The following is a 25,332-nucleotide window of genomic DNA, read 5'->3' as shown; positions in this document are numbered from 1 at the left end:
AAATTGTTAATGGATTAAGTCCTTTGAACATTGTATTATTCTACTGAGGATGATAATCATTTTCAATAGAATAATAGGAGGATTTACAATGAAGCTCAAAAATCAGGCAACAGCTGTTTTTATCAGTTTGTTGATGGTCGTTATTATTGCAGTGGGGTGCGGTACAAAGGAAGAAACTAAGACACAGACAGAATCACCGCAGGCAACTGCAGCGCCAACAGCAGCGCCAACGGCGGTGCCAACCGCATCAGCGGAACCAACGCCCGCAGCCAATCGTATCGTAACAACAATATTGGGGGATGTTGAGATCCCTGCGAATCCCACAAGGATTGCTCTGACCTATCACGATGATATTGACCATCTGATGGCTCTCGGCATTAAGCCCATTGCTGTACCCACTTATGACCGTACCGGCCAAATTGACGGTTACCTGCCTTATTTGGCAGAAGGATTGAAAGGCGTAGAGAAAATTGGCAATGTGCCTAGTGCTGAGGCCATATTATCAACAAATCCTGATCTGATCATTGCAGGCTATTCTCATAAGGATGTTATAGGCGAATTGAATAAAATTGCTCCTACCCTATTTTTTGAATGGAAAATGGACTGGAGAGAAACGCATTTAGCGCTTGGCAAGGCACTAGGCTTGGAAAGCAAGGCACAGGCCAATATAGATGAATACAATGCTTTGCTGGAAGACGCCAAGAGTAAGCTTAAGGCTGCCGTTGGGAATCAGACAGTTGCTTTCATTCGGTTAACAGCTAAGGAAATTCGAATTCACGGGTTGAAGGATCAAGTACCCGGATACATTCTATATGACCAGCTGGGATTGACACCATCCGAAGGGGTACCGAAGGAAACGTGGGCAGAGCCGATTTCCAAGGAAGTTTTTGCACAGATGAAGGTAGACCATATATTCATGCATGTTGATGAGGATTCAGATACCGAATTGCTTAAGAAGGAATTGCTGGAAAATGAGATTTACAAAAATATACCTGCTGTAAAAAATGGACAGGTGCATCTCGTGCCCAACCATCCTTGGAACCGGGGAGGCCCGCTTGCATTCAAAGAGGGCATTCAGCAGGTTCTAGCAGCGTTGATTAAATAATAGTGAACGATTCAGATTAGAGGAGTGGTAAAGGCTAATGACAACTTTAGCTTCTGTAATTCGTAATCGAAGAACAATACGGGAATTTAACGGTCATCCCGTCACTGAGCAACAAATCATTGAAATTCTGGAAACCGCTGTGTGGGCGCCATATCATGCTTCCAAAGAGCCGTGGAGATTCATATTGTTTATGGGTGATAGCAGGCAGCGCCTTGCGTCTGCGGTATTGAGCACTTACTCGCAGGAAGCTCGAGAGAAATATGGTCAGACGCTGATGGATAAGTTCACTGTTGAGACTCCTGCGCATTTAATTGTAATCATGAGCGAAGAATCCGAGCATGCGAGATTGGAGCGGCCAAGACAGTGGGAGGATGCATACGGAGCGACGAGCGCCCTGATTCAGAATATTCAATTACTGGCGTGGGAACAAAACATTGGTATGGTTTGGAAAACAAATGCTTACAACTGGGACCGGAGTTTCTGTGAAGCTATCGGTGTGCTTCCAGGTGAGAAGGTGGTCGGAACGTTGCATCTCGGCTATTATGATGAGAACAAGGTAGCCAACGGTTCGCCGCGAACACCGGTTTCGGATTTATTGACTCTGGCACATCTCTGAGAGCTTGATTAGATTAGTGGTTCACAGGTTTATAAATATCTGAATTTTCAGAATATAGGTACTGATGCCTTAAAATTCGCCTTATTATGATACGCTGAGCCGTGTCATAAGTAAGGCGGATTTTTTGTATTTTCCTCTAAGATGTCCCTTATATAGCTTTGAGAATAAAACCTTCACTGAATTGCAGAAACGATGGTAAAATAGGCGGAACTGCACAATTTTCAAGAGTATAGATTTTTGGCATCCAGAAGAGGGAGAGGCATTGTAATGGATAGTAGTGGTATTGAACTAAAGACATGGATGAATGGTCGTATTCTTGATGTTTCATCCTTTTTGAATATGGCTGTAGTGCTTGCGACATTGGCTCATACGATACATAAGCAGCAAAAAATCATGGGCATTGTAAATCCTGCTGGAATTCGCTTCGAGCTGGAAATGAATCAAGCCTATCTCGTAGAAGACTTGAAGCTCGATTATGCTTATCTATCCCCCGAACAAACAGGTAGAATGAATCGTTTGCCCGATCAACGCAGCGATTTGTATGCACTTGGTATTCTATATTATGAGATGTTTACAGGACAATTGCCGTTTCAGGCACAAGACATGGAAGAATGGGTACATGCCCACCTTGCCATCAATCCCAAATCTCTAAAATTGCTGCGCCCCGACTGGGCTGGTCCACTCGATGAAATGATTATGAAGCTGCTGGCGAAGGAGCCCGAGGAGCGTTATCAGAGTGCTTATGGGTTGTTATTCGATTTAAACCGCTGTCTTTACTCCCTAACAGAAACGGGTGAGATTGCCCCTTTTGAGATTGCTTGTGCGGATGAGGCCAATCGATTTCGTCTCCCGCGAATGTTGTTTGCCCGTGAAAAAGAGGAAGAAGAACTGCGCCGTGCTTTTGCAGCAGCCCAAGCGGGCGCTTCGGCGTTCGTCCTGGTCAGTGGTTTGGCAGGTATCGGAAAAACCGCGCTGATCCAAGGGCTTCAAGAATCGGTTACGAGTGTAGGGGCTAGGTTCATTTCGAGTAAGTGTGATCTGATGAATCATGATATGCCATTTGCGCCATTGCTTCAGGCACTTCAAAAATTGATGCAGCACATCTGGAGTGAGTCGTTGGACAAAGTTGCAGAGTTGAAAAACAAGTTAGCGGGGGCGCTGGGTCAGGGAGCGGGTGTGATTGCAGAGCTTCTGCCGGAAGCCGCGATGCTGCTCGGTGATTTTCCTGCTGTTGAACCATTGCCTTCCGCAGAAGCTGCTGTCCGTTTGCGTCGTTTACTTCCCGTTTTTATAAAGGCTTTTGCCGGCAAGGAATATCCACTTGTGCTTTTTCTGGATGATCTCCAATGGGCGGACCCGGCAACGTTGGACGTGATTCGCACTTTGGCGCACGATCCCTCCTTACAAGGCATCTTATTGATCGGTACATTTCGCACGGAAATATTGGCTGTCGAGGATCTTGGCGGAGAGGACACTACTTCAGCAGCTTTCTGGATGGAAAATACCCTCTCCCTTCAGATGGAGGAAGCATCCATACGGTTGCGGCATATTGCGCTCGAGCCGTTGTCATTGGCGAATGTGCACCGATTCACCGCCTTCGTTCTCCACGAGAATTCAGATCGCATTCGTGTGCTTGCGGAATCGCTTTACCAAAGAACGGGCGGCAACCCATTTCACCTGCACCGCCTTCTGGACAGTTTATACCGTGAAAAAAAGCTGTATTATGATCAGGAACAAGCGATTTGGATGTGGGATGCCGCGGTAGTAAAACAGATGTCAAATGATCCGGATATTCTTCATTTGATCGGGTCTCGACTACACTTGCTGCCGCATGAAACCTTAGATCTGCTTGCTATTGCAGGAGCCATGGGACACCGTTTTCGTCCAGCAACGCTTGCTTTGGTCAGCGGACAATCGCTGCAAGCGACGTTCAAGCTTTTGCGATTTGCCGTAGAAGAAGGTTTAATTCGTCGTGAGAATGACGTGGATGAGGAGGGAATAGATGATTGCTATTATGCCTTTCTACACGATCGCGTACAACAGGCGGCTTATAGCAATGTCTTGGACTCCGACAAACCATTCCTGCACTTGAAGATCGGGCGAGTCTTGCTTAGCCAGAGCCCTGATCTAGGAAAAGAGACCATCTTTGATATGGTGCATCATTTGAATCTCGGCTCGCCTGAAATCGTAGATGAAGCTGAAAAACGGGAGCTGGCCGAGTGTAATCTGCAAGCGGGTCTGAAAGCGAAGATGTCGACTGCGTTCCAGGCAGCGATTCAATTTTTGGAAAAGGGCTTGCAGCTGCTTGGTGAAGCAGGTAAAGCGGGCAAGGATCCGCTTGCTTACCGTTTCATGTTTGAGCTTCCGGAATGCGAGTATATGACGGGGCATGTGGATCGTGCCGGAGCGATGCTCGATCGGCTGATGGCCCTTGCTCATGATCGAGTGGAACGTTCCAGGATATATGTCATCCGCATCCGAATGAATGCTTTTCTAAAAAGAGACGCTATTGCCGTTGAAGTCGGGCTGCAGGCTTTGGCCGAATTCGGATGGGAAATACCCATGAAGCCTTCCAAAACAACTTTAATGAAAGAGCTAGCACTTGCGCAATTGACCTTGTACAGAAAGCGAGATGAACTGAGCTCTTTGCCGTTAAACCGTGAACCTGAGTACGATGCCTTGACCAATCTGATCATGGCGATATCCGCTTCGGCCCACGTTCTCTACCCAGAAATGTCGACTGTACTAAACGCGAAATTCATACGTTATGGTTTGAAGCATGGAAATAACGAAGCCTTTGCGTTTACGCTTTGCGCGTATGGTTTCGTTCTTGTATATCAATTTTTTCCTTTGACCCTAGGGTTTCGCTATATAGAAACAGCTAATCTACTATCATCTTCCTTTGGAAGCATGGCCTTGCAATGTCGGCTTCACTTTTTAAAAGCTCTTGCATTATTAAGTATAGATCCTGAAGAATCGAATAAGCATTTTGATCATTCCGTGCGCTTTGGGCTGGAGTCAGCGGAGCTAGTCTTTGTAGGTCTTGCTGTTACGTTTAGTATTTTTACCCATATGGGGGACATGCCCTCCTTGTCAGCCAAACTGAAAAGGTTTGAAGAAGCTACTTTGCAGCTGCAGGATCAAACCACCATGGAATTGTTTCGCATTGCAAAGTGGTATATAGCGGAAATGCAAGGTGAAAGCCATAACAGGATTGAAACGGATGTGCCAGGTCGCGCGATCGATTTTAACAAAATATACAAGCTAGAGACGTTCTATATCTGCACCTGTCATATGGAAATCGCTTATTTGACCGAGCGGTACCGTGAAGTCTTCGAATGGAGAGAGATCGCCAGAAACACCATCTATACCAAACCTCGGCTGCAGGAGCGTAAACAGAGAGTGTATCAATGCCTTTCATTAGCTGCCCTCTATGTGGAAGCCAAGCCAAACGAGCAGAAAACGATCCGTGCCCAAATTCGCAAAGATTTGCACGACAAAAAGCTGTTTGTTGGTTATTACGGACCGACATCCTCAGCCTATCTGCTGATTCGGGCTGAATACATGCGAATTGAGGGAAACGGGCAAGCGGCGATAAAAGGTTTCGAAGAAGCGATTACTTCCGCGCGCGGGGAAGGCAACAAGCTTATGGAAGCGATAGCTTGTGAACGTGCTTCACTTTACTATAGAGAAGTAAATATCGTTACGGCGGCGGATGCTTTATTGACGGATGCCTGCTCCGCTTATGGGCAATGGGGAGCTGTTGCTAAAGTGGGCCGATTGAAAGCGACTTACCCTGAGCTGTCTCAATCCGCATCAGTGGCGTACGAAGATTATGTTGCTGCGGCTGGAGAAGATGGGCTGGGCACAAAACTAGAGCAATATCCCACTGAAGAAAGCTTCCAAGGTGAAGGCGCACGTGATCAGGGATTCTTACTGGATAACGGTAAAGTGGACATTAACCAAATGGCGGAGTGGCCCAGATCAGCAGATAGACAAGAGGTGATGAGCCAGTTCCTTGCAACGGCGCTGCGATTTTCCGGCGCGGAACGGGGGTATGTGCTGAGCAGACAAGATGAAGTATTCTTCATAGAGGCTGAGCAGGGCGGTATGGACGCGGAGCTGGAAGGTGTTTCTTATGCAGAAGCTATTGTTCGCTACGTCGTCAGAACCGACGAACCGGTTGTGGTTGCCAATGCATCGCAAAGTATTTATGCTACCGATCCGTATATTCGCCGATACCGTCCTCAGTCCATTCTTAGTATGTCTGTGCTTTTTCCAGGCCACACTCAGGCATCTGTCCTTTATTTGGAGAATAACCTGATTTCCAGTGTGTTTACGAAGGACAGGCTTGAGGTGCTGGATATGATGATTGCCCGAATGTATTATCTGAAATCATTAGAGGATTCACGTATTGTACGGAGCGAGACTAGCGATTTGGATAATGGCTCTGAACGTAGTCCCTTAATCACTTCATCTCCTCTTATTGATCCCTTGACTAATCGTGAAAAAGAAATATTGCAGCTGCTAACTGCGGGGTTGTCAAATAAAGAAATCGCAATAGATACACAATTGACTGAAGGCACTGTCAAAAGCCACATTTTTAATATCTATGGAAAGCTTCAAGTTAAGAGACGTGGACAAGCAATCAATGCTGCTAGAGAATTGCATTTGTTGGATTGATCTATACACCGTATAGCGAAATCGCAAAAAAGACGGAAGGTTTAAGCCTTTTCCGGCTTTTTTTTGCGTTTCTATAACTTTAGTTAGGTTTCTTTTCGTTCCTTATGAAGTACTGTAAGGCATAGGTGTGAAAAAAATGTCGTTTAGTGTAAAGATATAACCCACCAAATCTATTAAATTAAGAGGAGACTTATTATGAAAGAAAAGAAATGGTTTAGAAAAATTACATTACTCCTATTGTGCATGTTGCTGACTTTCAATGTCACGGCTTTTGCAAACACAACAGAAGGCGCGGTACAACCTGCAAACGCAGCTCCGACTTCAGACATTACAGGGCACTGGGCAGAAGCCCAAATTTCTTCATGGATCGACAAGGGATTTATTAATGGATATAAAGATGGCAGCTTTAAGCCAGGCAATAATATTACAAGGGCGGAATTCATCACTTTAATCAATCGTTCATTTGGATTTACAGAAACAGCTGAGATCGCATTTAGCGATGTAGCTGCTGACAATTGGGCTTATGCCGAAGTGGCGAAAGCCGTAAAGGCCGGCTATATTACAGGCTATGCCGATGGGACCATTGGAGCGAGCAAACCGATTAGTCGCCAAGAGGTTGCCGTAATTGTAAATCGTTTATTGGCTTTAACGAAAACGGAAAATGCAGCTGCTGCATTTATCGATTCAGCGTCAATCGCTATATGGGCTAAAGACGCAGTAGAAGCAACAGCAGCACAGGGAATTCTAAAAGGTTATGCAGAAGACAATAGCTTCAAACCAAGCAAGTCTATTACACGTGCAGAAGCCGTTGTTACTCTAGATCGCGCTATTACAGTTCGTACCGCATCAGCTTCAACAGTAGCTTACAATACAGCGGGTACTTTCGGACCAGCAACAGGGGTAGACACCGTTAATAAGAATGTGGTTGTAAATGCAGCGGGTGTTAAGCTGCAGAACATGGTCATTAATGGAGACTTATTATTAGCAGAAGGTATTGGCAATGGCGATGCTTTCTTAGAAAATGTCAAAGTCACTGGTAAAGTAACCGTTCAAGGCGGCGGCGAGAACAGTATCCATTTTAACAACTCGGTGCTTGTGGATATTATTATTGATAAAAAAACGGGTACAGGCATTGTGCGTATCGTTTCGGAAGGAACCACTACGGTTGCCTTAGTCATTATCAATTCTCCAGCAACGCTTAAAGAAACGAATTCAACCGGGACAGGCTTTGGAAATGTAAATGTTAGCTCATTACTTCCAGCAGGTTCAAAAGTGACATTAGCGGGCTCTTTTAATACAGTCAATGTCAGCTCACAACAAATTCAAATCGATGTCCCAGAAGGCACAATAAAGAATATGAACGCAAATTCGACTGCAACAGGGATGTTGCTTAACCTTAGCCAAGGGGCGACGATAAACGAACTAGTACTGGATGCTATTGTTAAAATGTTAGGTAAAGGTACCATTGTTCTAGCAACGATGAATACAGCCGGCTCTACATTTGAGACACCTCCAACGACAACGACTACACCAACACCTAAGCCAAGTGCTACACCGACAGCATCACCGACAGCAACCGCAACAACAAAACCGACAGCAACACCGACAGCAACACCGACAGCAACACCAACACCAACACCAACCGCAACCGCAACCGCAACACCGACAGCAACACCAACACCAACACCAACAGCGATACCGGAACCCATAGGCATAGCTGAGTTAAATGCAGCTTCGAGTGTTGAAGCTGTGAAAACCATAATTGAAAAAACAGCCAATCAAACGATATTTGGAATTACGATGACAGATTATACAGCATTAGATGCAGCAGGAAAGCTAGCAGTGGCATTAGCTGTATATAACAACGGAGTGGATTATGCTACTACAGCCCAAGTTAAAATTGCTTTTGATACAGAAGTAGCCGTACAAAAATCCATCAGTGCACCACCAATAGTGGTAAGTGCTGCTTTCATAAGTGAGGGGCCATTTGTTATAACATTTAACAAGCCGGTTATTGCGACATTAAACAATTTTCCAGACTCCATATGGATCAATGGTGGTCAATACTCACTTACAGAAATATCTGGATCAGGAACAAATGCCATTACATTAACCATGTACTATTCAGTTCCTAATGGTGCTTCCACGAGTTCTATAGCAATTAGTGGTGTGACCGACTTAGCAGGCCATGTTATGGTTAGTGTTCCTAATCAATTTATCAGCAGGTACGACATCACTCCGCCAACGGTCAGTAAGCTTGGAGACGGTACTTCAGCTTATGGAGTTCAGAACGGTGTTCCAATTGAATTAAACTTTAACGAAGAGCTATCAGAACTAGCAAAGCACAATATTGAAGCAGCCATAACTGCTAATACAGGACTTCCTTTAGGATATGGTTGGTCTAATATTTATGATGGGAATGATGTTGGTAATATGCTTACTATATCAGCAGTGTTTGACACCCTCTTTACAAACGATGTGATCGTAAATGTAGAAGACAAAAATGGTAATACAGCGGTTGATTTGCTACTGATTGATACATCAAATGATAGTCAGCCTACTGCGCTTTCGGCAGCCTTCACGTCAGCAACAACGCTTGCCGTGACTTTTAGCGAGCCTGTTACAGCAGCGGCAGCCGATTTCACGCCAGGGACAGTAACTCATATCAACAATGTCGGAACAGCAAGCGGGTTCAGTATCTTAGCTGTTGCAGGATATGGAACTACTGTTATTACATTAACAGTAGCGGGTACCCTTGATGCTGCCTCTGCAGCATTGGTTGGGGGGGATACGGCTGTGGTAGGAATTGGGAATGGAATAATGGATGTAACTGGGAATGCTTTGGATCTTGTCCAATCTCTACCGATTACAAAATTCGATAATAAGGGTCCTAAGCTTTTATCAGCGGCATTTACAAGTGAAACTCAGATTGTAATAGTATTCGATGAACCGATTATAGTGGATAGCTTTACCTCTGATTATATGAATAATATTGGAGGACCTTCAGCGGCTGGGAATTTAGTAATCGAAAATTTAGCAGGATCTAATACTAATACAATTACATTAACAGTAAAGGGTACCAACTACCCAGTACCTATCGGCGCTGGGGATTATACATTACTTAGGACTGAGGCTGCAGATGACATTCAAGATTTGGCATTGAATGCATATGATACTACAGCTATCTCTGTTCAGAGACTAGACACTATAAGTCCAACGGTTACAGCAATTGGCAATAGCAATCAAGTTTTTACAATTGCAGCAGGACAGTCAGTCACAGTACATTTTTCTGAACCCTTATACGATATTTCAAAAAACACAGTTGAAATGGCAGTAACTGATCGTGCTCCAGAAAACGCTGATCTCACATATGTATGGTTAAATGAGGTATTGACGATTACGGCAGGGGCAGCAGATGTATCGTTTACAGATTCTGTATATATAGAAGAAATTCAGGATAAAAATGGAAATTATATGGAGAGTCGATCATTGTTAATAGCTTCCAAAGATAACAAGCCACCTATATTAGCTTATTTTCTACCTTATTTCCTTGACACAGAAACAATTAGATTCCGATTTTCAGAAAAGGTAACGGCTAGTATTGGAGACTTTACAGCAGGAGCAATTAATCATAATAATGGGGCAGGATTGGCATCAGGATATACCATTACAGCAATAAGAGGATCAGGAACAGACGAAATTTATTTGACTGTCCAAAGCATAGACAGCAATCCTATTACTAATTCCGATTCGGCAACGATTATGATTAATTCCAGCTTAAAGGACTTGGCTTTGAATTCATTCAATAATTCCGGGAATCCTGTAAGTATTCAATCATATGATTCTCAGGACTAAGGTAAGTCAAATGCATTAGCAACAGCCGAATATGATGAAGATAAACACAAGGACTTCCATAGGGACGTCCTTGTGTTTTGTATTTAAGGATGAGGCCATCAGAGTTCAAGAGTAACGAGGGGGTTTGGAATACAAATAATATAGCCAAACATTGAAACGAGATGTCTTTTCTTTTATTATTAAAAATAACCTCTACACGGAAAAATCTTCTATCTAAAATCCATTTAACCTTATGCTAAAATGGAAAGACTATGTTTATAAGAGTTTATAAGAATAGAAAGGAAGTACATATGAAAATAAATCAATTGATTTCGAACAATATTAATCTATTAGATGCAGCACTACCAGAAGATAAATCGCTAGGGATTGCGGGTTTGTCTGGTTCGGGTAAAACAACTTTTTGTCAAACGATTGGTGAAGAATCCAAGAAGCGTCTGGTCTCATTATTGCCAAAGGCGGAATATCAGTATTTATTTCCTGAGATTATGGAAACCAATTTTAGTGCGATTAAGATGGAAGAGATCCCTTTAGTGCTTTTTCTCGGGAAATCATCGATTTCATCTAATCCTCGTTCTACCATTGGCACACATACGGGTGTTTTTAAAGAGATTCGTGTGACTCTTGCAGAAAAATTCAATCTTTCACCAGAGGTTTTTTCCTTTAATAATGCTTTATCCTGGTGTCCTGATTGTAAAGGGCGCAGTATGACCTCTAATGTTGCTTGTCCAAAGTGCCAGGGGAGGCGCTACAAGGAGGAAGTTGAGCAATATAAGCTGGAATTATTGAATCGACCCCATAGTATTTCCGATATCAACAGCTTAAGTATTGAAACGATTCTTTCGCTTGCGGAGGAATTAAATCTGAGTGAAGCGAAGCAGCACATTCTCCAGAATATGATTAATATGAATATTGGCTACTTAAGCTTAAATCGGATTATGGGAACTTTATCAGGTGGTGAGGTAACACGACATTACTTAGCAGAGTTCATGGCAACTAGTGAGAATTCCGTGATTATTATTGACGAAATCTCCGTTGGGCTTGATCACGAAACACTATTAAAAATTCTCGAACAGATTAAACAATTGGGTTCAAAGAATCAAATTTGGCTCATCGATCATTCTGACACTGTGCTTGATACAACGGATGAGCAATTGTTTTTTGGACCTGGCAGTGGTAAATATGGCGGAAAAATTGTTGAAGAATCACCACGTCCCAAACCCATTCATTGCGAGCTTAATAAGGCAGTGCCCACAGAATACTATCAGTTTCAAGATCTTCACTGTCGTAATATTCAAATGGCTGAAATTCAGGTTCCGAAGAATAGACTTGTCACCTTTTCGGGTGAGTCAGGCTGTGGTAAATCTACACTTGTTAATGAATGTATTGTCAAAGATTTTCAGAAACGGAATCCCAAAGATAAGCTAGTAGTGGTCGGGCAGGATCGCAACCAATCGATTACCAGCCGCTCAACCATTGCGACGTTTCTGGACATTAAAAGGAAGCTTACCAAATATAGCGAAGATATGGATGATATTTTTCAGCGTTCGCTTGAGGATATTATTGATGAACTACCCAATGAAGACATCGTTCATAAACGATTGAGCCTATTGAATAAGCTTGGACTTGGTTATTTGACACTTGAAAGAAAAACACAATCCTTATCGACGGGTGAATTTCAATGTGTTCATTTAGTTTCAGAGCTGTTTGCTAATTCGAAGAACCCACATACGCTATTTATTTTTGACGAGCCGTCTAAAGGGTTATCGCAGAATATTTTAAACCAATTTATTGATAGTGTCAGGGTCATTCTGCAAGATGAATCTGTCTCAATTCTGATGATTGAACACAATGCCTATATGCTGGAAAGCTCTGATTTTATCGTTGATTTTGGAAAACGGCTGCCTGATCCTGTCGAGCATCTGGATGTTGTCAGTCATGATGATTATTATCGTCAAATAAACAGGGACGAAAGCAACGGCCCATTGCATATTCCTTCCACACTTAAGCAGCAAAAAGGGATCCACTACTTACAAGAAAATCAGATAGATTATTTTAAAAAGTCAGAAAACGTTTATAAGGGTGGTATTTTAAAAAGCTTGTCGCCCATGGCCCGTCTGATTTATGGTGAATATGAATCGGATACAATTGCACCTGTGATCGCGATTGATCTTGAACGACATCTGTATAGTCAATATAGCTTTCTCTATGAAATAGGTGGGCTGATCAACCATATTGTGGCTGCTCATCCGACGAATAAAGATACAAAAAGCTTCGATTTTTATAATCTGGACAATCACTGTCCAAGCTGTTCGGGTCGTCGTGTCATGGAACAGTTTGATATGGATATTCTTATTCAAGACAAAACAGTACCGTTCTTCGATGGTTTATTTCTTCCAGAGGTCATGGATGTTCTGAAATATTATCAGCATGCCAAAATACAGTTCATATTTGATGAGATAAAAAACGAGCTTGGCCACGATATCAGTAAAAGCTTTAATGAGATGTCAGCAGCAGAAAAGCATACTTTCTTATATGGCTATTGGGAAAAGTCATTTTATGATAAAGCAGGCAAGGCTTCGCGAACATGGGAAGGCTTTAATTACATTCTTAACCGATATATGGTTATTTCGAAGAACTTGGATATTAAAGAAGCTATGAAAGCCTCCAGAGAAATGATTACCTGCCCCATTTGCCAAGGAACCGTGTTAAAGCATCATAAAAAGCTCAAATTTGGCAGCACGGATATTCGTGAGATTATTCAGCAACCAATTGATCAGGTGATTAAAACCGTAGGAAAGCTACCCCAATTAGAAAAGCTAAAATCTATTGTTGGCGGCGATATAGCACTAACGGCAGAGATCAGCTTAATGCCAAGGGAAACACAGGTTGCGTTGAAAATGCTTGAATTGGAGCTTGCGAGCTTCGTTGGCTATGAAGTGGTTTTACAAAACGCCGTACCATTCCGGGACAAGATTAAAGGCAACCTCGAGGTGATCAGCAGCAAAAACTGGATTACGATCTGTGATTTTGCCGATATTACTGAAACTAGGGAAACTATTATTGATAAGTATTTCACCAATGGCAAATATAAGAAACTAACTTATGTCTACGAAGCGTTTGGTTACGCCAAAATTGTTACACTAATTAATAAGATTAAAGCCATTCATCCCTGCCCGTTCTGTGAGGGGAAGAAGAACATTTCAGAAGATGGTCTTCATGACGGCGTAATGAAGTTATCAGTGCCTTGTGTTAGCTGTTATGTAAGTGGGATCAATGATGAAGGTCGCAAGGAAATCGTTGAGGGCATAGATGTACAAACATGGTTAACTGGTAAAGTAAGTGATGTTGTTGCTGAAAGCTTACTTAACGAAGCCGTTGCGGACATTCCTATTTTCAATCGGATTCGTGAGTTGAATAAACAAGATATGATGTCGGTTTATCAATGTTTGGAGAAAAATACACTTGTTAGCAAGAAATAATTGCAGATGCCAAAGTAAAGGGCGTTCTCCTCGGAGGCGCCTCTTCTTTTTGGCTTTTATAGTACTGCGATGCTGAAAAGCCTACAAGCAGGGAATTGTATAATATTGTCGAAATCTAGTTAAACCAAAAATTATTTTGCTTCATACAAAAATTAAACTTTCACTTAAAAGAGGTGTACCATGTCCACAGCGAACCCTAACGAAATTCAGGCTTATACCCTCTTTACAATGCCGTCCAATCGATCGCAACGCCGATTTACATTTATCATTGGCTTGATCATTGCTGTCATTACGTTATTGTGCGTTCCATTTGCCCGAATGGACTTACTCAAGACGAATACATTCCTGCCGACTTTGCTAGGCACGGTGATCTGTTTTGAGTGGATGACGATTTTCGTGTTCTATAGTCAATTTCGGATCCAACGCAACCCGCAAATTTTGGTCTTGTGCGCAGGGTATTTGTACACTTCTCTAATGACCCTAGCCTATCTAATATTATTTCCAGGGTTCTTTCCACCGAATGTCTTCCACCCGGGCAATCAGACGGCCGAGTATTTGTACGTCTTCTGGCACGCTGGATTCCCTATTGCCATATTGCTCTATACCGTCATGGCTCGTTGGTTTGGAGACGTTCGTTGGAGTAAAAAACAAGCCCTGCGGGGAACCATCGTAGTTGGTGTGGGAGTCGTCGCCATCGTCGCCTGCATCGTATATGTTTCGTTCACTTATGAAAGATGGCTGCCCAATTTGATGAACTTCGGTGTTGTGACGAGGTTGTTTACGTTTGGCTTTGCCCTGCCAATCATGTTACTTAGCTGCGTAGCCTTAGCCGTCTTCTACAGACTGACTCGAGCAGGAACAGTGACTTCGTCCTGGCTCTGCATCGCATTGCTCGCGAACTTATTGGATGTTGGAATCGTCTTGTGCGGAGGAAACCGATTCAGCCTCGGATGGTATGTGTCCAAATTCGATACGTTTATTTTTGCTAATATCGTGCTTGCTGGAATGATTTACGAATTTACCCAAATGTACTTGAAGATGACGGGGCTGTACGATCGAAGCCGGAAGGCAGAACGCCGGATTGCTGAACAAAACAAGATTATCGAACGCATGCTGGTATCGAGCCATGAAGCGATAACGATGTGCGACAATCGTGGCGCGGTTGTGTTTGCCAATGGGAGATTTGAGGAGCTGTTCGGAAGACCTTTGTCCATTGGGGATTCGCTGATAACTTATGTTCAGGGAATGAAGCTGTTGAGTGGGGGAGTGCTTGCCGAAGGGATGCACCGATATTTTGAGAAAACGCAGACCGCCTTCCGGGAGTTCGTTGCCCACCGAGCACCGGATGGAGAGACATACTATTATGAGTGTCATGTCACGCCAATCAGGGATGAGAAAACCACGACCTTTATTGGACACTTGATCGCCTTCGGAAACCGCACTGACACTGTAAATAAGGCGCATAACGATGAATTGACCGGACTGCCAAACCGCCGGTATATCGGGGATTGGCTCGAACGCCGAGTGTCTTTGCAGCAAGCAGAAGAGAATCCTTATGCGGTGCTGTTCCTTGATCTGGACGGGTTTAAGCAGGTGAATGATACGCTGGGGCATGAAATCGGCGACAAACTCTTACAGGAAGTGTCGACCGTGCTCAAACGGTGTACTGACGAGCAGAGTATTGCAGCCCGTTGGGCTGGGGATGAATTTGTGATCCTGGTAGAAAGGGTCGAGCATAGGGTTGATTTGGATCAGCTGGCAAACAGTATTATTTCCGCCGTGCAGCAAATTGAAAAAATCGATGGCTACCCAGTAGCCATCTCCGGCAGCATGGGAATCGCTATGGGCAACGAGGCCGGCATGGATGCCAAGACCATTCTGCATCAGGCAGATCAGGCGATGTACGAGGCTAAGTCGAACGGGAGGAACCGTTACTGCTTTTATAGTGAAACCGCGTAGGCTTGAAAATTGACGGGAACTCGAAGTCTTGATAGAGCCAAGTTACCGGATACTACGTACATCAAAAAATACATAGCACAATTGATTTTAGTGGGACAGCTTGAGCCAATTTCTACAGTCGTTGCAGCTCTTCGATATTTGCCCTATGATAATATATATAAAGGGGTGCTGACGGTGGCAAGAACAAAAGCATTTGATAAGAATGAAGTACTGCATAAAGCCATGAGCGTCTTTGGGAGTCGGGGTTATGAAGGTGCAACGCTGCCGGACTTAATAACTGGGTTGGGCATTGCCCGCCAGAGTTTATATGACACATATGGCACTAAGCGTGATTTATTCCTTACGGCTGTAAAATACTATATGGATCGGAAAAATCACGACCTGCAGGAGCTGTTGGATCAACCGGGAACGGTCACTGAAAAAGTGGAGCAGGCTTTCAGCGCGATAATCAGGGTTCTCGCGGATCCAATCTTGCGCCGGGAGTGTTTCATCATCAGCAGCGCAATCGAGCAGGCGTCTCACGATGAGGAGTTGGCCGCCTACATGCACACGAATAACGAACAAGTGGAGCGGGGTTTTTATACGATGCTGGAGTTGGGGGTGGAAAAGGGCGAACTAAGCCAGGAAGTGAATATCAGAGACCTGAGCTGGTTTCTGGCGCATGAGCGATTAGCCTTGGTATCTGCGGCGAAGCTGGGAATGGATGAACAGAAGCTGGTCAGCATCATGCAAATTGTGCTTTCCGTCCTGAAGTCGAGAGCAGGGGAATTCTAATAGAAGCTGTACAAAAGAAAGGACTGTCCCCGGTCATCTGTGATGACGGTTGGGATAGTCCTTCTGTATGGTTGCTTATGAAATTAGGATTTGCTGAGACCTGGTACTGGTTGTTGAGCCGATTGAAACCAGGTTTTATTGGCCTGGATGAAATCTTCAAGCGAACGCGGCGCTCGTCCGGTTACACGCCATACAGTGTCTGTAACTTGGTCTTCCGATCCTTCCAGGCGGATACGGTTATCCAACCCCGCCAATAAAGCGGCATATGGTGCAGGTACTCCCGCAGCAATCAGTGCGTGCACCAGTTGATCCTCCGTAATGGAGAGATGTTTTACGGTTAGGCCAGTAACCTTATGGATCAAAACAGCTGCTTCAGCATAATTGAGTGATTGAGGTCCAGTAATAATATGCTCGCGGTTGTGCGGTACCTTGTCGGTTAGCGCATGAAAGCCGACCGCGGAAATATCTTCTGCATCCACGAAGCCCACTTTGCCGTCGCTGGTAGCGTTAAAAACTTGCCCTTGCTGACGTATAGTATGCCCGTGTCCGCCTTCGGTGAAATTCTGCATGAAATAAGAAGGGCGAAGCACAGCCCATTCAGGCGCGTGCTTTTGCAGGTACTGATGTATGGGACCGAAAACCGGCCCATGCTCGGACACCGATGCGCTGGATAGTAGTACGAATCGGCGAATGGAAGCATCAAGGGCTTTACGAATAAAGGGAATCATGAATTCTTCGGGATGCATATCCGGTGGAGCAACGAGATAAATTGCACTAATGCCTTGTAAAGCCGCTTCATGGGTGGAGTCATCATACCAATCAAAATTTACATGGTCGGCCAGTGCATTGTCCATCTTGGGTGCGCTGCGTCCGGCACTTCGAATGAGATAGCCTTGATTTATTAAAAGCTGCGAGATACGTGAGGAAGTTTTTCCTTGTCCCCCGGTGAGCAGAATGCGAGTGGATGGTTCAGAATTCATGAGAACAGCTCCTATATAATAAATTGATTAAACCATGGCTAAAGGATTCCAGTAATCCTGATACCGCACAATCTTGCCGTCCCTTAGCTCTACAACAGATATATATTGCTGTTCATAAGGCTTGCCTTCGGCAAGGAGGGTGCCGCTTCCTTCGAACTGTGCAAAGAATACTGGAGAGTTGGCTGACACATGAACAATCGGTGTCGTGAAAGAAGTAATCTCAATCATTTTTTCCAACATTTCAAGGTGCTGTTGCAGCGCTGCTTTGCCTACCAATTGTTTTGAATGCGGCTTTGGGACATAGGGAAATTCAAAAATTACTTCCTCATCAAATAAATCCAGCATTGCAACATAGTCTTTAGAAATAAAACGGTCTACGAAAAGCAGTATGATTTGTTCAGCCTGTTCGGAAGAAATGGTATTCATTCAGATGCCTCGCTTTCTTTGGTGGAATGGACCTTTTTAGCGAAAAGTCGAAAGGTATGGACCTACTATACTTTTTCCGGACTATTTAGTCAAATATATTCAGACTAATTAGTCTGGAAATAGATCAGGTGTAGACTTGTTTATTAAATTCGAATCCATTCACTCGCGGGTATCCTTAGATTGCGAACCGATTAAATATCCGATAATGGTCATTTCGACTGGGAGCACCAGCGACCACAATTCTTGTAATCCGAAGTCGGTCGAACGGTACCTCTCAGGCGTCAAGGTATAGACTAGCGCGATGAGGAGAATACCGAGCGCGATTGTGCCTACGATATATAAGCGGACGTTGTCCCCTGAGCCGAAAAACCTCCCGAGGAAGCCAAGCTCCGCTTTGCGTTTCTCATTCTCCGCGTTCGCGGCGATGATCTTGCTGGCGACTTTAGGGTCTTGAATTTCTAATTTATTCATTAATCCAAGACCCCTTCCCCCGCGTAAAAAGTAAATGTCAGCAGCCATGCCGTCATATCGAAGTTAATGGTTACCTCGTAACGAAGAGACAATTTGCGATTGTTTAGAACGCCGAGATGGATCATGTCCTCATTGCCAGTTGGCTTGCCTCTTGGGAAGTTAACGCATGCGATGCGCACCTCGTTGTAACGGGTAAGCTGTATGTTGGTCGTGAAGTCATCCCGTTCCGCTTCATGTTCAATGCAGAAAACAAACGTTAAAGGATCGTTCTCTTCGGACAACGTGATTTCGATTGGGCTCATTCCGTAGGCGAATACTCTTCCGTGATAAACGACTTCGAATCCACCAGACGTTATTTTCATGCTCATCCCCCCAAGGCAGACTGCCATTCGTACGAGCGTCCTTACTATTTATATGAATAAGGTGATGGGTACATGACAACAGGTATCCGATTTCCCTGAGTATATTTCACACAGGTCTCTGAGAATAATAAAGAAACCACTCCTGTAATAGGAGTGGATCGGATGAATTATTTGATTAGTATAAGCAACGGTAACCGAAAGCACGAGAGTTTCCATCCCAACTTAAATTGTCACTGATGGAAGCTATCGACGATCTGATGCAAATGCCTGTTTATATTCTTCAGGGTTAACCAGTAGCATATACTCCTTAAGCAACCGTAAGAGTTAATGTCCATCCTCCAGCGACATTTCCACTCGATATTTGGTCTATATCATCAACAATGAACAGTCTCCAAGTGCCGTTAGGATTTGTACCGTTGAATGCATTCAGCAAAGTGCTGTATGGAGGTGTCGGAGCAGGAGCAGGGAATGTAATTGTTGGTGGATATACGCTTGGCTGGAACGTCCCCGTTACCAACGGGCCTGCATTGGGAATCATTGTAGCCGCGCTATCATCAAAGGTAACCGTTTGGTTAATCACAACTGCATCACCGCCAGCACTTGCCATTAGATAAACATTTTGTCCTTGGGGTCCAACTAGCAGAATATCGTATTCTTCTGGACGTAGTGAATTTAGTGCATGAAGAGTTACCGTGGCTTTGGTGACGATTCCCACTAACCCCGAAACGTTGATGAGGGAAGGATAAGGTATAGCTGTCTGTGCCGTTGGGATGTCAATGGTGGTGAAATTTGAAAAAGTACTTGTGCTCGTACCTGAAACGCCTGTACTAACTGCGACATTAAGATTAATAACTGGATTTCCGATGTTGTTTAATGATGGGTTACCTACGTTTGAAATTGTATCCGTATCTGTATCTGTATCGTTTTGAGCTTGCGATTGGGCTTGAAGCTGTGCTTGCAGTGAGAGTTGTGCCAGAATATTTTTTAACGCAACATCAATACCGCCATCTTTATCATTATATTTGTGTCCCATGTGATTCATCTCCCTATTATATATGATATTCATTAGTACAATATCCAAATAAATCTATATCCAAATTGGCTAAATAAAACCAAGTTGCTCTCATTGTTTGGCTAAATCTTAATCTAGCTACGTACCAATGTAATATTATTATATGAATAGTCACATTATTTGAAATGGACAAACATCGTGTCAATTAGCACAAAATATCAATTGAGAAAAATATATAGTAGAGAGAGAAGTTTCATAGAGCTTAGATACATTGCGGTGAACTATATCACAAGTGAGGCGGATTTTTTGTGAAAAGCCTTATGGACGGAATTCTCACTATTTATCAGCTTTTAAATAGCTTATAATAGCAGATAGATATATTAATCTATCAACAATTGTAATACACTATGATAGGGTTATAATTAAAACAGAAAAGGTGTCTAACTAGCTCGCGCTTTAACTTGATATGACGCCATAGCAGGAATAACAACATGCTTTCTGCAAATTTTAGGATTAAGGATGGTAAAAATGAGCAGCATAGAAAATAAAACAGACGTTATCTTAATTGGTGCCGGAATCATGAGTGCGACTTTAGGGACAATTCTGAAAGAATTAGCACCAAACTGGGAAATTAAAGTGTTTGAGAAGCTTGCCAACGCAGGTGAAGAAAGCTCTAACGAATGGAATAACGCGGGAACTGGGCATGCGGCACTATGCGAGCTTAACTACACCGTCGAAAAACCGGACGGATCAATAGATATTAGTAAAGCTATCCAAATTAATGAACAGTTTCAGGGTTCCATGCAGTTTTGGTCGTATCTTGTAAACAGCAAGTTGATCAATAATCCCCAGGACTTCATCATGCAATTGCCACATATGAGTATGGTGCAAGGGGAGCAAAATGTAACGTTTTTAAAGAAACGTTTTGAAGCTCTGTCCAACAATCCCCTGTTTCAAGGGATGGAATTTTCCGAAGATCCAGAAAAACTAATGGAATGGATTCCACTTATTATGCAAGGGCGTCCAGCGAATGAAGCTATAGCAGCAACAAAAATCGACTCTGGAACGGATGTCAACTTTGGCGCTTTAACGCGTATGATGTTTGACCACTTAAAGAGTAAAAACGTCGATATACAATACAAACATAGTGTTGATAATTTTAAACGTACTAAAGACGGCTTGTGGGAATTGAAAGTACGCAATGTCCATAGCGGCAACATCGAACGCCATACTGCCAAATTCATCTTTATCGGAGGCGGTGGAGGAAGTGTACATTTACTGCAAAAAACCGGTATTCCGGAAGGAAAACGTATTGGTGGATTCCCGGTTAGCGGGATATTCATGGTGTGTAATAATCCCGAGGTTGTAGCACAGCATCATGCAAAAGTATACGGAAAAGCTAGAGTTGGCGCTCCTCCAATGTCTGTTCCGCATCTTGACACAAGATATATTGATAATAAAAAATCGTTGCTGTTTGGACCGTTTGCCGGCTTCTCACCTAAATTTCTCAAATCTGGTTCCATGTTTGATTTGGTAACTTCAGTAAAACCGGACAATGTTGTAACTATGCTGGCGGCAGGCGCCAAAAACATGCCATTAACTAAATACCTGATCGAGCAAGTCATGTTATCGAAAGAACAGCGTATGGAAGAGTTATGTGAGTTTATCCCGAACGCCAAAATCGAGGATTGGGATTTAGTGGTAGCGGGCCAGCGTGTGCAAGTAATTAAAGACACGAGTGCCGGTAAAGGAACGCTTCAATTTGGTACGGAGGTTATTAGTGCCGCGGATGGCTCAATAGCAGCATTGCTCGGAGCTTCTCCGGGTGCTTCAACTGCCGTTCATGTTATGCTTGAGGTAATTAATAAATGCTTCCCGCAACATATAAAAGAGTGGGAACCGAAAATTAAAGAAATGATTCCTTCTTATGGTGTGTCACTAATGGAAAACTCAGTGCTTCTGCGCGAGATTCATTCTTCAACAGCAGATACGCTTGGCCTAGGCCACAAAGAGCAGTTATTTTCCGTGGCTCAGTAAGGCAATTCAACTTTTGGAGATTTAAAGCCAACTAACCGCACATAACGGCTAGTTGGCTTTTTTGATCGTTCTCGTCTATGCGCTCGGATTATTATTATTTAGCTGAAGCCATGTAGGCATCCATTTGTTTCTGATATTCAGCTAATACTTTGTCGATACCTGCTGATTTCAATTTATCTGCAGCAACTTTGATATGGCTGTCGTAAGAAACAACACCTGAGAAAATCGGGATGATATCGGATGCAATCGCTGCTTTCACGTTAGCCATTTCCCCTTTGACCGGTGTTGAATCAAAGAAAAATCCGGAAGATATAAAGGATTTAGCATCAGGAATGACTTTGAAAATACTAAGATCGGAAGTCATTGCACCGCTATCTTGGCGAATGAAGTTAACGTTGCCAACCATCCAGTCCACATTAAGCGATAGAGGACTTTTCGTTGCCGGATCAATAATCATTTCAATGCCTTTGTCGCCAACTTTTTTATAGGATTTTCCATCTACGCCGTACAGAAATAAATCGTAATTTTCTTGGTTGGTATATAACCAGTTAAGAAATTTCACAGCAGCTTCTGGATGTTTGCTTTGTGCTGTAACTACGTTCACGTTTTTCGCATTCACGAAGCGGTAATTCCCTTTTTCAGGATTGAATTTTCTGTAGGACAAGGAATCCTTCGTCGCATCAGGAAAGCTTGCTTTAAAGGTTTCGTAACCAGCACCATAAGTTCCGGCGCTAAAAGGCCAATTGCCGTCTTTAATTGCTTTGTTTTTCGCATCGCCTGTCATAACTAGAATATCTGGGTTCATTAGTTTTTTAGTATAGGCTTCATGCCAGAATGCGGCTTCTTGTTTAAATTCATCGGATTCAATCCAGTTGGATACTTTTCCATCCTTGTTAATCATAGCTACACTATCACGAACATCAAAAGGAAAAGAGTCGAATGTTCTATTTAATACATCAGATGCCGCGGAACTGAAGTTACTTGGGAAAATTGGTTTAGGCGCAGGAGCTGCGTTGTACAATTTCACGGATGCATCTAACAATTCTTGAGGTGTTTTAAAATCAGAGGAGATATTGTATTTCTTAAATAAAAGGTCATTAGTGGTGAATCCAGTATCCTGTGCCGGCTCGTACCAGTTAGAAGGTATGCCGTATAATTTCCCATCTTTTTTCACTGCGCTGAATACGTCATTGGGAATAACCTTCTTAATATCGGTTCCGAATTCATCCATGCTTTTTGTAATATCTTGTAATGCACCGCGGCCGATGTAGTTCGAAAGAGATATAAAATCGTTCATAACCTGAAACATATCAAAATCTTCATGCGTGGACAGCATGATATTTATCTTTTGTTCCCAAGCTCCCCAATCAATATACTGTTGTTCGACTTGTACATTAAGTCCATCTGCTATTAATTTTTTATTTACTTCTGCAATGGTTTCTTTGTAGCTCTTTGGTTCAGTTCCCGGAACAACGTATTTGAGCGTAACCATAGGTTCATTTGCTTTCGTTTCAGTATTACCAGCTTCAGATGCAGTAGGAGCTGCACTTGAGGAATCGGTTGTGTTCTTGCTTGAACACCCTGCCATAAGAGATACAATTAATGCTGCTGAGATCATGAGACTAAATTTCTTTTTCAAACTTACCCACTCCTTTTGATTTGTTTTTATATTAACCTCTTACGAGATGAATATCATCCTTTGACTGATCCAATGATTAAGCCTTTGATAAAAAAACGTTGTAAATAGGGATATAATAATACAATTGGTCCAATCGTTAAGCAGACAACAGCCATTTTCATGGCTTCCACTGGAAGCTTGAAGCTTAAGCTCGCATTCTGAGGTATTGCCTTCAGCGCATCCAAATTTGATTTGATTTGGAACAAAATATATTGAACCGGATAAAGGTCTTTATTCGTAATAAGCATTATGGAATTAAACCAATCGTTCCAATAAGCAATGGCATAGAAAAGACAGACGGTTGCAATAACAGGTAGACATAATGGCAAATAAATTTGAATGGCTATTCGCATGTCATTGGCACCATCGATATAGGCTGATTCGCGTAGTTCATTCGGAAGACTGTCCATAAAGTTGCGAATCAGGAACATATTAAATGCACTGAACATTAGTGTAGGAATAATAAGCGCCCAAATATTATCGATAAGTCCAAGCTTGTGATTCATAATGTACCAAGGCACAATACCACCATTAAAGAGCGTGGTGATAAAGAAATAAAGAGCAATCATATTGCGATATTTCACTTTGTTGTTCGATAAGGTGTAAGCTGCCATCGTCGTGATGAAAATAGCCAGTGTCGTTCCTACAACAGTTATGAATATGGAAATGGTATAAGCTCTGAATATGACAGCGCTATTCTGGAATAATAGTTTATAGGCTTCTAAAGAAAAATGCTCTGGAAACATACTATAACCATTTTTTTCAATACTGGCTTCACTGGTAAATGAAACGATAACGGTTAGCAGCAAGGGGAACAAGCAGGCTAAACAAAAGAAGGTTAAGAATATATAAATTAAACAAGTGGAGAGTGAAAATCGCTTTTTTTTCATTAGTACAACGCCCCATCCTTGTAGAATTTCCTTGTGATCCAATTTACAAGAAAGACAAGTGTAAATCCTACAATGGATTGGAACAAACCAATTGCAGCTGCATTGGATGGATCACCAACTTGACGAAGCGCTCGGAACACATACGTGTCAATAACGTCAGTTGTAGGATATAACACTCCGTTGTCACCGATAATGGCATAGAGCATACCGAAGTCGCTATAAAATATTTTGCCAAGATTAAGCAGTGTTAATATCATAATGGTAGGTGTAATCAAAGGGATGGTAATACGTCTAATCTTCTGCCATCGAGTGGCTCCATCGATATCAGCAGACTCGTAGAGTGATTGATCAATTCCTGTTATGGTTGCAAGATAAATGATCGAACCAAAGCCGGCTTCCTTCCATATTTTCATTAATACAAGGATCCAAGGCCAAACACTTGGTTTAGAATACCAGCTAATGCCTTCTCCACCGAAGAACGTAATCAACTGATTTATAATTCCGAAATTGGTTGCGAATAGTGCGTACATTAAGTAGCTGACAATAATCCAGGAAATAAAACTGGGGAAAATCATCATAGACTGTGCCATTTTAATAAATAGCTTTTGACGAATTTCATTAAATAGAATGGCGATGGCTACAGCAACAAGGGTTCCAAAAAAGAGAAACAAAAAATTCAGTTTTAATGTGTTCATGGTGACTAGCAGCGCATCACTCGATTTGAAGAAAAAAGCAAAGTTTTGAAAACCGACCCAATCACTATTCAGGATTCCTTTTTGATAATCAAAATGTTGGAATGCAACTAATAAGTAGGGATAGGAAGCATAAGAAAATATAAATACATAAAGAACTGCAGGAAGGACAAGTATATAAGAATAACGGTTTTTCATTAATTCTCTAAGAAAGCTGTTTCTTTTTTTAATTATCATTTCGTTGCCTCCTTTGCTTCTGACTAATCTTAGACTAGTCTGAAATGAAGAAGATGTATATTTGAAATAAGAGTGA

General features: G+C 42.7%; 16 protein-coding genes. 8 read left to right on the top strand and 8 right to left on the bottom strand.

The window, feature by feature from the left end:
* Window positions 1–88 precede the first annotated feature (88 nt).
* The 7 genes from EHS13_RS35690 to EHS13_RS35660 all read left to right on the top strand — a co-directional run bounded on the left by EHS13_RS35690 (window position 89) and on the right by EHS13_RS35660 (window position 16,471).
* Entirely contained in the window at window positions 89–1,105 is a 1,017-nt protein-coding gene (locus EHS13_RS35690; protein ID WP_162463419.1) for an ABC transporter substrate-binding protein, read from the top strand.
* Window positions 1,106–1,142: 37 nt separating this feature from the next.
* Window positions 1,143–1,721 carry a nitroreductase family protein gene (locus EHS13_RS35685; RefSeq protein ID WP_155705049.1) on the top strand — a complete coding sequence of 193 codons (579 nt, stop codon included), beginning with the start codon at window positions 1,143–1,145 and terminating at the stop codon, window positions 1,719–1,721.
* Between the two features lie 267 nt (window positions 1,722–1,988).
* On the top strand, window positions 1,989–6,404 hold the full coding sequence (locus EHS13_RS35680) for an AAA family ATPase (RefSeq protein ID WP_155705047.1): 4,416 nt from the start codon (window positions 1,989–1,991) through the stop codon (window positions 6,402–6,404).
* A gap of 195 nt (window positions 6,405–6,599) precedes the next feature.
* Complete coding sequence (locus EHS13_RS35675; RefSeq protein WP_155705045.1) at window positions 6,600–10,259, top strand: S-layer homology domain-containing protein; 3,660 nt, start codon at window positions 6,600–6,602, stop codon at window positions 10,257–10,259.
* A gap of 290 nt (window positions 10,260–10,549) precedes the next feature.
* Entirely contained in the window at window positions 10,550–13,738 is a 3,189-nt protein-coding gene (locus tag EHS13_RS35670; protein ID WP_155705043.1) for an ATP-binding cassette domain-containing protein, read from the top strand.
* 180 nt (window positions 13,739–13,918) lie between these two features.
* A complete protein-coding gene (locus tag EHS13_RS35665) occupies window positions 13,919–15,697 on the top strand; it encodes a diguanylate cyclase domain-containing protein (RefSeq protein ID WP_155705041.1) in 1,779 nt (592 codons plus the stop codon).
* A 174-nt stretch (window positions 15,698–15,871) separates the two neighbouring features.
* Window positions 15,872–16,471: a TetR/AcrR family transcriptional regulator gene (locus EHS13_RS35660; protein ID WP_155705039.1), complete on the top strand. Its 600-nt coding sequence runs from the start codon at window positions 15,872–15,874 to the stop codon at window positions 16,469–16,471.
* An 83-nt stretch (window positions 16,472–16,554) separates the two neighbouring features.
* On the opposite strand, the gene EHS13_RS35655 is transcribed toward EHS13_RS35660, so the two are convergent.
* The 5 genes from EHS13_RS35655 to EHS13_RS35635 all read right to left on the bottom strand — a co-directional run bounded on the left by EHS13_RS35655 (window position 16,555) and on the right by EHS13_RS35635 (window position 19,743).
* Window positions 16,555–17,451 carry an NmrA family NAD(P)-binding protein gene (locus EHS13_RS35655; RefSeq protein ID WP_155705037.1) on the bottom strand — a complete coding sequence of 299 codons (897 nt, stop codon included), beginning with the start codon at window positions 17,449–17,451 and terminating at the stop codon, window positions 16,555–16,557.
* A 27-nt stretch (window positions 17,452–17,478) separates the two neighbouring features.
* The gene (locus tag EHS13_RS35650) at window positions 17,479–17,877 is read right to left on the bottom strand and encodes a nuclear transport factor 2 family protein (RefSeq protein ID WP_155705035.1); all 399 of its coding nucleotides are present in this window, start codon (window positions 17,875–17,877) and stop codon (window positions 17,479–17,481) included.
* 159 nt (window positions 17,878–18,036) lie between these two features.
* Window positions 18,037–18,348, bottom strand: a complete 312-nt coding sequence (locus EHS13_RS35645; RefSeq protein ID WP_155705033.1) for a hypothetical protein — start codon at window positions 18,346–18,348, stop codon at window positions 18,037–18,039.
* Window positions 18,348–18,710 (bottom strand): DUF6864 domain-containing function, encoded by a 363-nt coding sequence (locus EHS13_RS35640; RefSeq protein ID WP_155705031.1) that lies wholly within the window; start codon window positions 18,708–18,710, stop codon window positions 18,348–18,350. Before EHS13_RS35640 ends, EHS13_RS35645 begins: the two co-directional genes overlap by 1 nt.
* A 307-nt stretch (window positions 18,711–19,017) precedes the next feature.
* Entirely contained in the window at window positions 19,018–19,743 is a 726-nt protein-coding gene (locus tag EHS13_RS35635; RefSeq protein WP_155705029.1) for a hypothetical protein, read from the bottom strand.
* A gap of 498 nt (window positions 19,744–20,241) precedes the next feature.
* On the opposite strand from EHS13_RS35635, the gene EHS13_RS35630 reads away from it, so the two are divergent.
* On the top strand, window positions 20,242–21,759 hold the full coding sequence (locus EHS13_RS35630; RefSeq protein ID WP_405083541.1) for a malate:quinone oxidoreductase: 1,518 nt from the start codon (window positions 20,242–20,244) through the stop codon (window positions 21,757–21,759).
* Between the two features lie 94 nt (window positions 21,760–21,853).
* Here the strand turns inward: EHS13_RS35630 and EHS13_RS35625 are convergent, their stop codons facing one another.
* Genes EHS13_RS35625 through EHS13_RS35615 form a run of 3 tightly spaced genes read right to left on the bottom strand, consistent with a single transcriptional unit; the run spans window position 21,854 to window position 25,256 of the window.
* Window positions 21,854–23,398 carry an extracellular solute-binding protein gene (locus tag EHS13_RS35625; RefSeq protein ID WP_155705025.1) on the bottom strand — a complete coding sequence of 515 codons (1,545 nt, stop codon included), beginning with the start codon at window positions 23,396–23,398 and terminating at the stop codon, window positions 21,854–21,856.
* 53 nt (window positions 23,399–23,451) lie between these two features.
* Window positions 23,452–24,327 carry a carbohydrate ABC transporter permease gene (locus EHS13_RS35620; RefSeq protein ID WP_155705024.1) on the bottom strand — a complete coding sequence of 292 codons (876 nt, stop codon included), beginning with the start codon at window positions 24,325–24,327 and terminating at the stop codon, window positions 23,452–23,454.
* Window positions 24,327–25,256, bottom strand: coding sequence for an ABC transporter permease (locus EHS13_RS35615; protein WP_155705022.1), 930 nt, complete (start codon window positions 25,254–25,256; stop codon window positions 24,327–24,329). The genes EHS13_RS35620 and EHS13_RS35615 overlap by 1 nt, the downstream gene beginning before the upstream one ends.
* Between the last annotated feature and the right edge of the window lie 76 nt (window positions 25,257–25,332).

Origin of the sequence: Paenibacillus psychroresistens, from assembly GCF_009728935.1 — a bacterium.
Classification (GTDB): Bacteria; Bacillota; Bacilli; order Paenibacillales; family NBRC-103111; genus Paenibacillus_AC; species Paenibacillus_AC psychroresistens.
The sequence above is the reverse complement of the archived record's forward strand: the minus strand, read 5'-3'. Positions and strand labels throughout refer to the sequence as shown.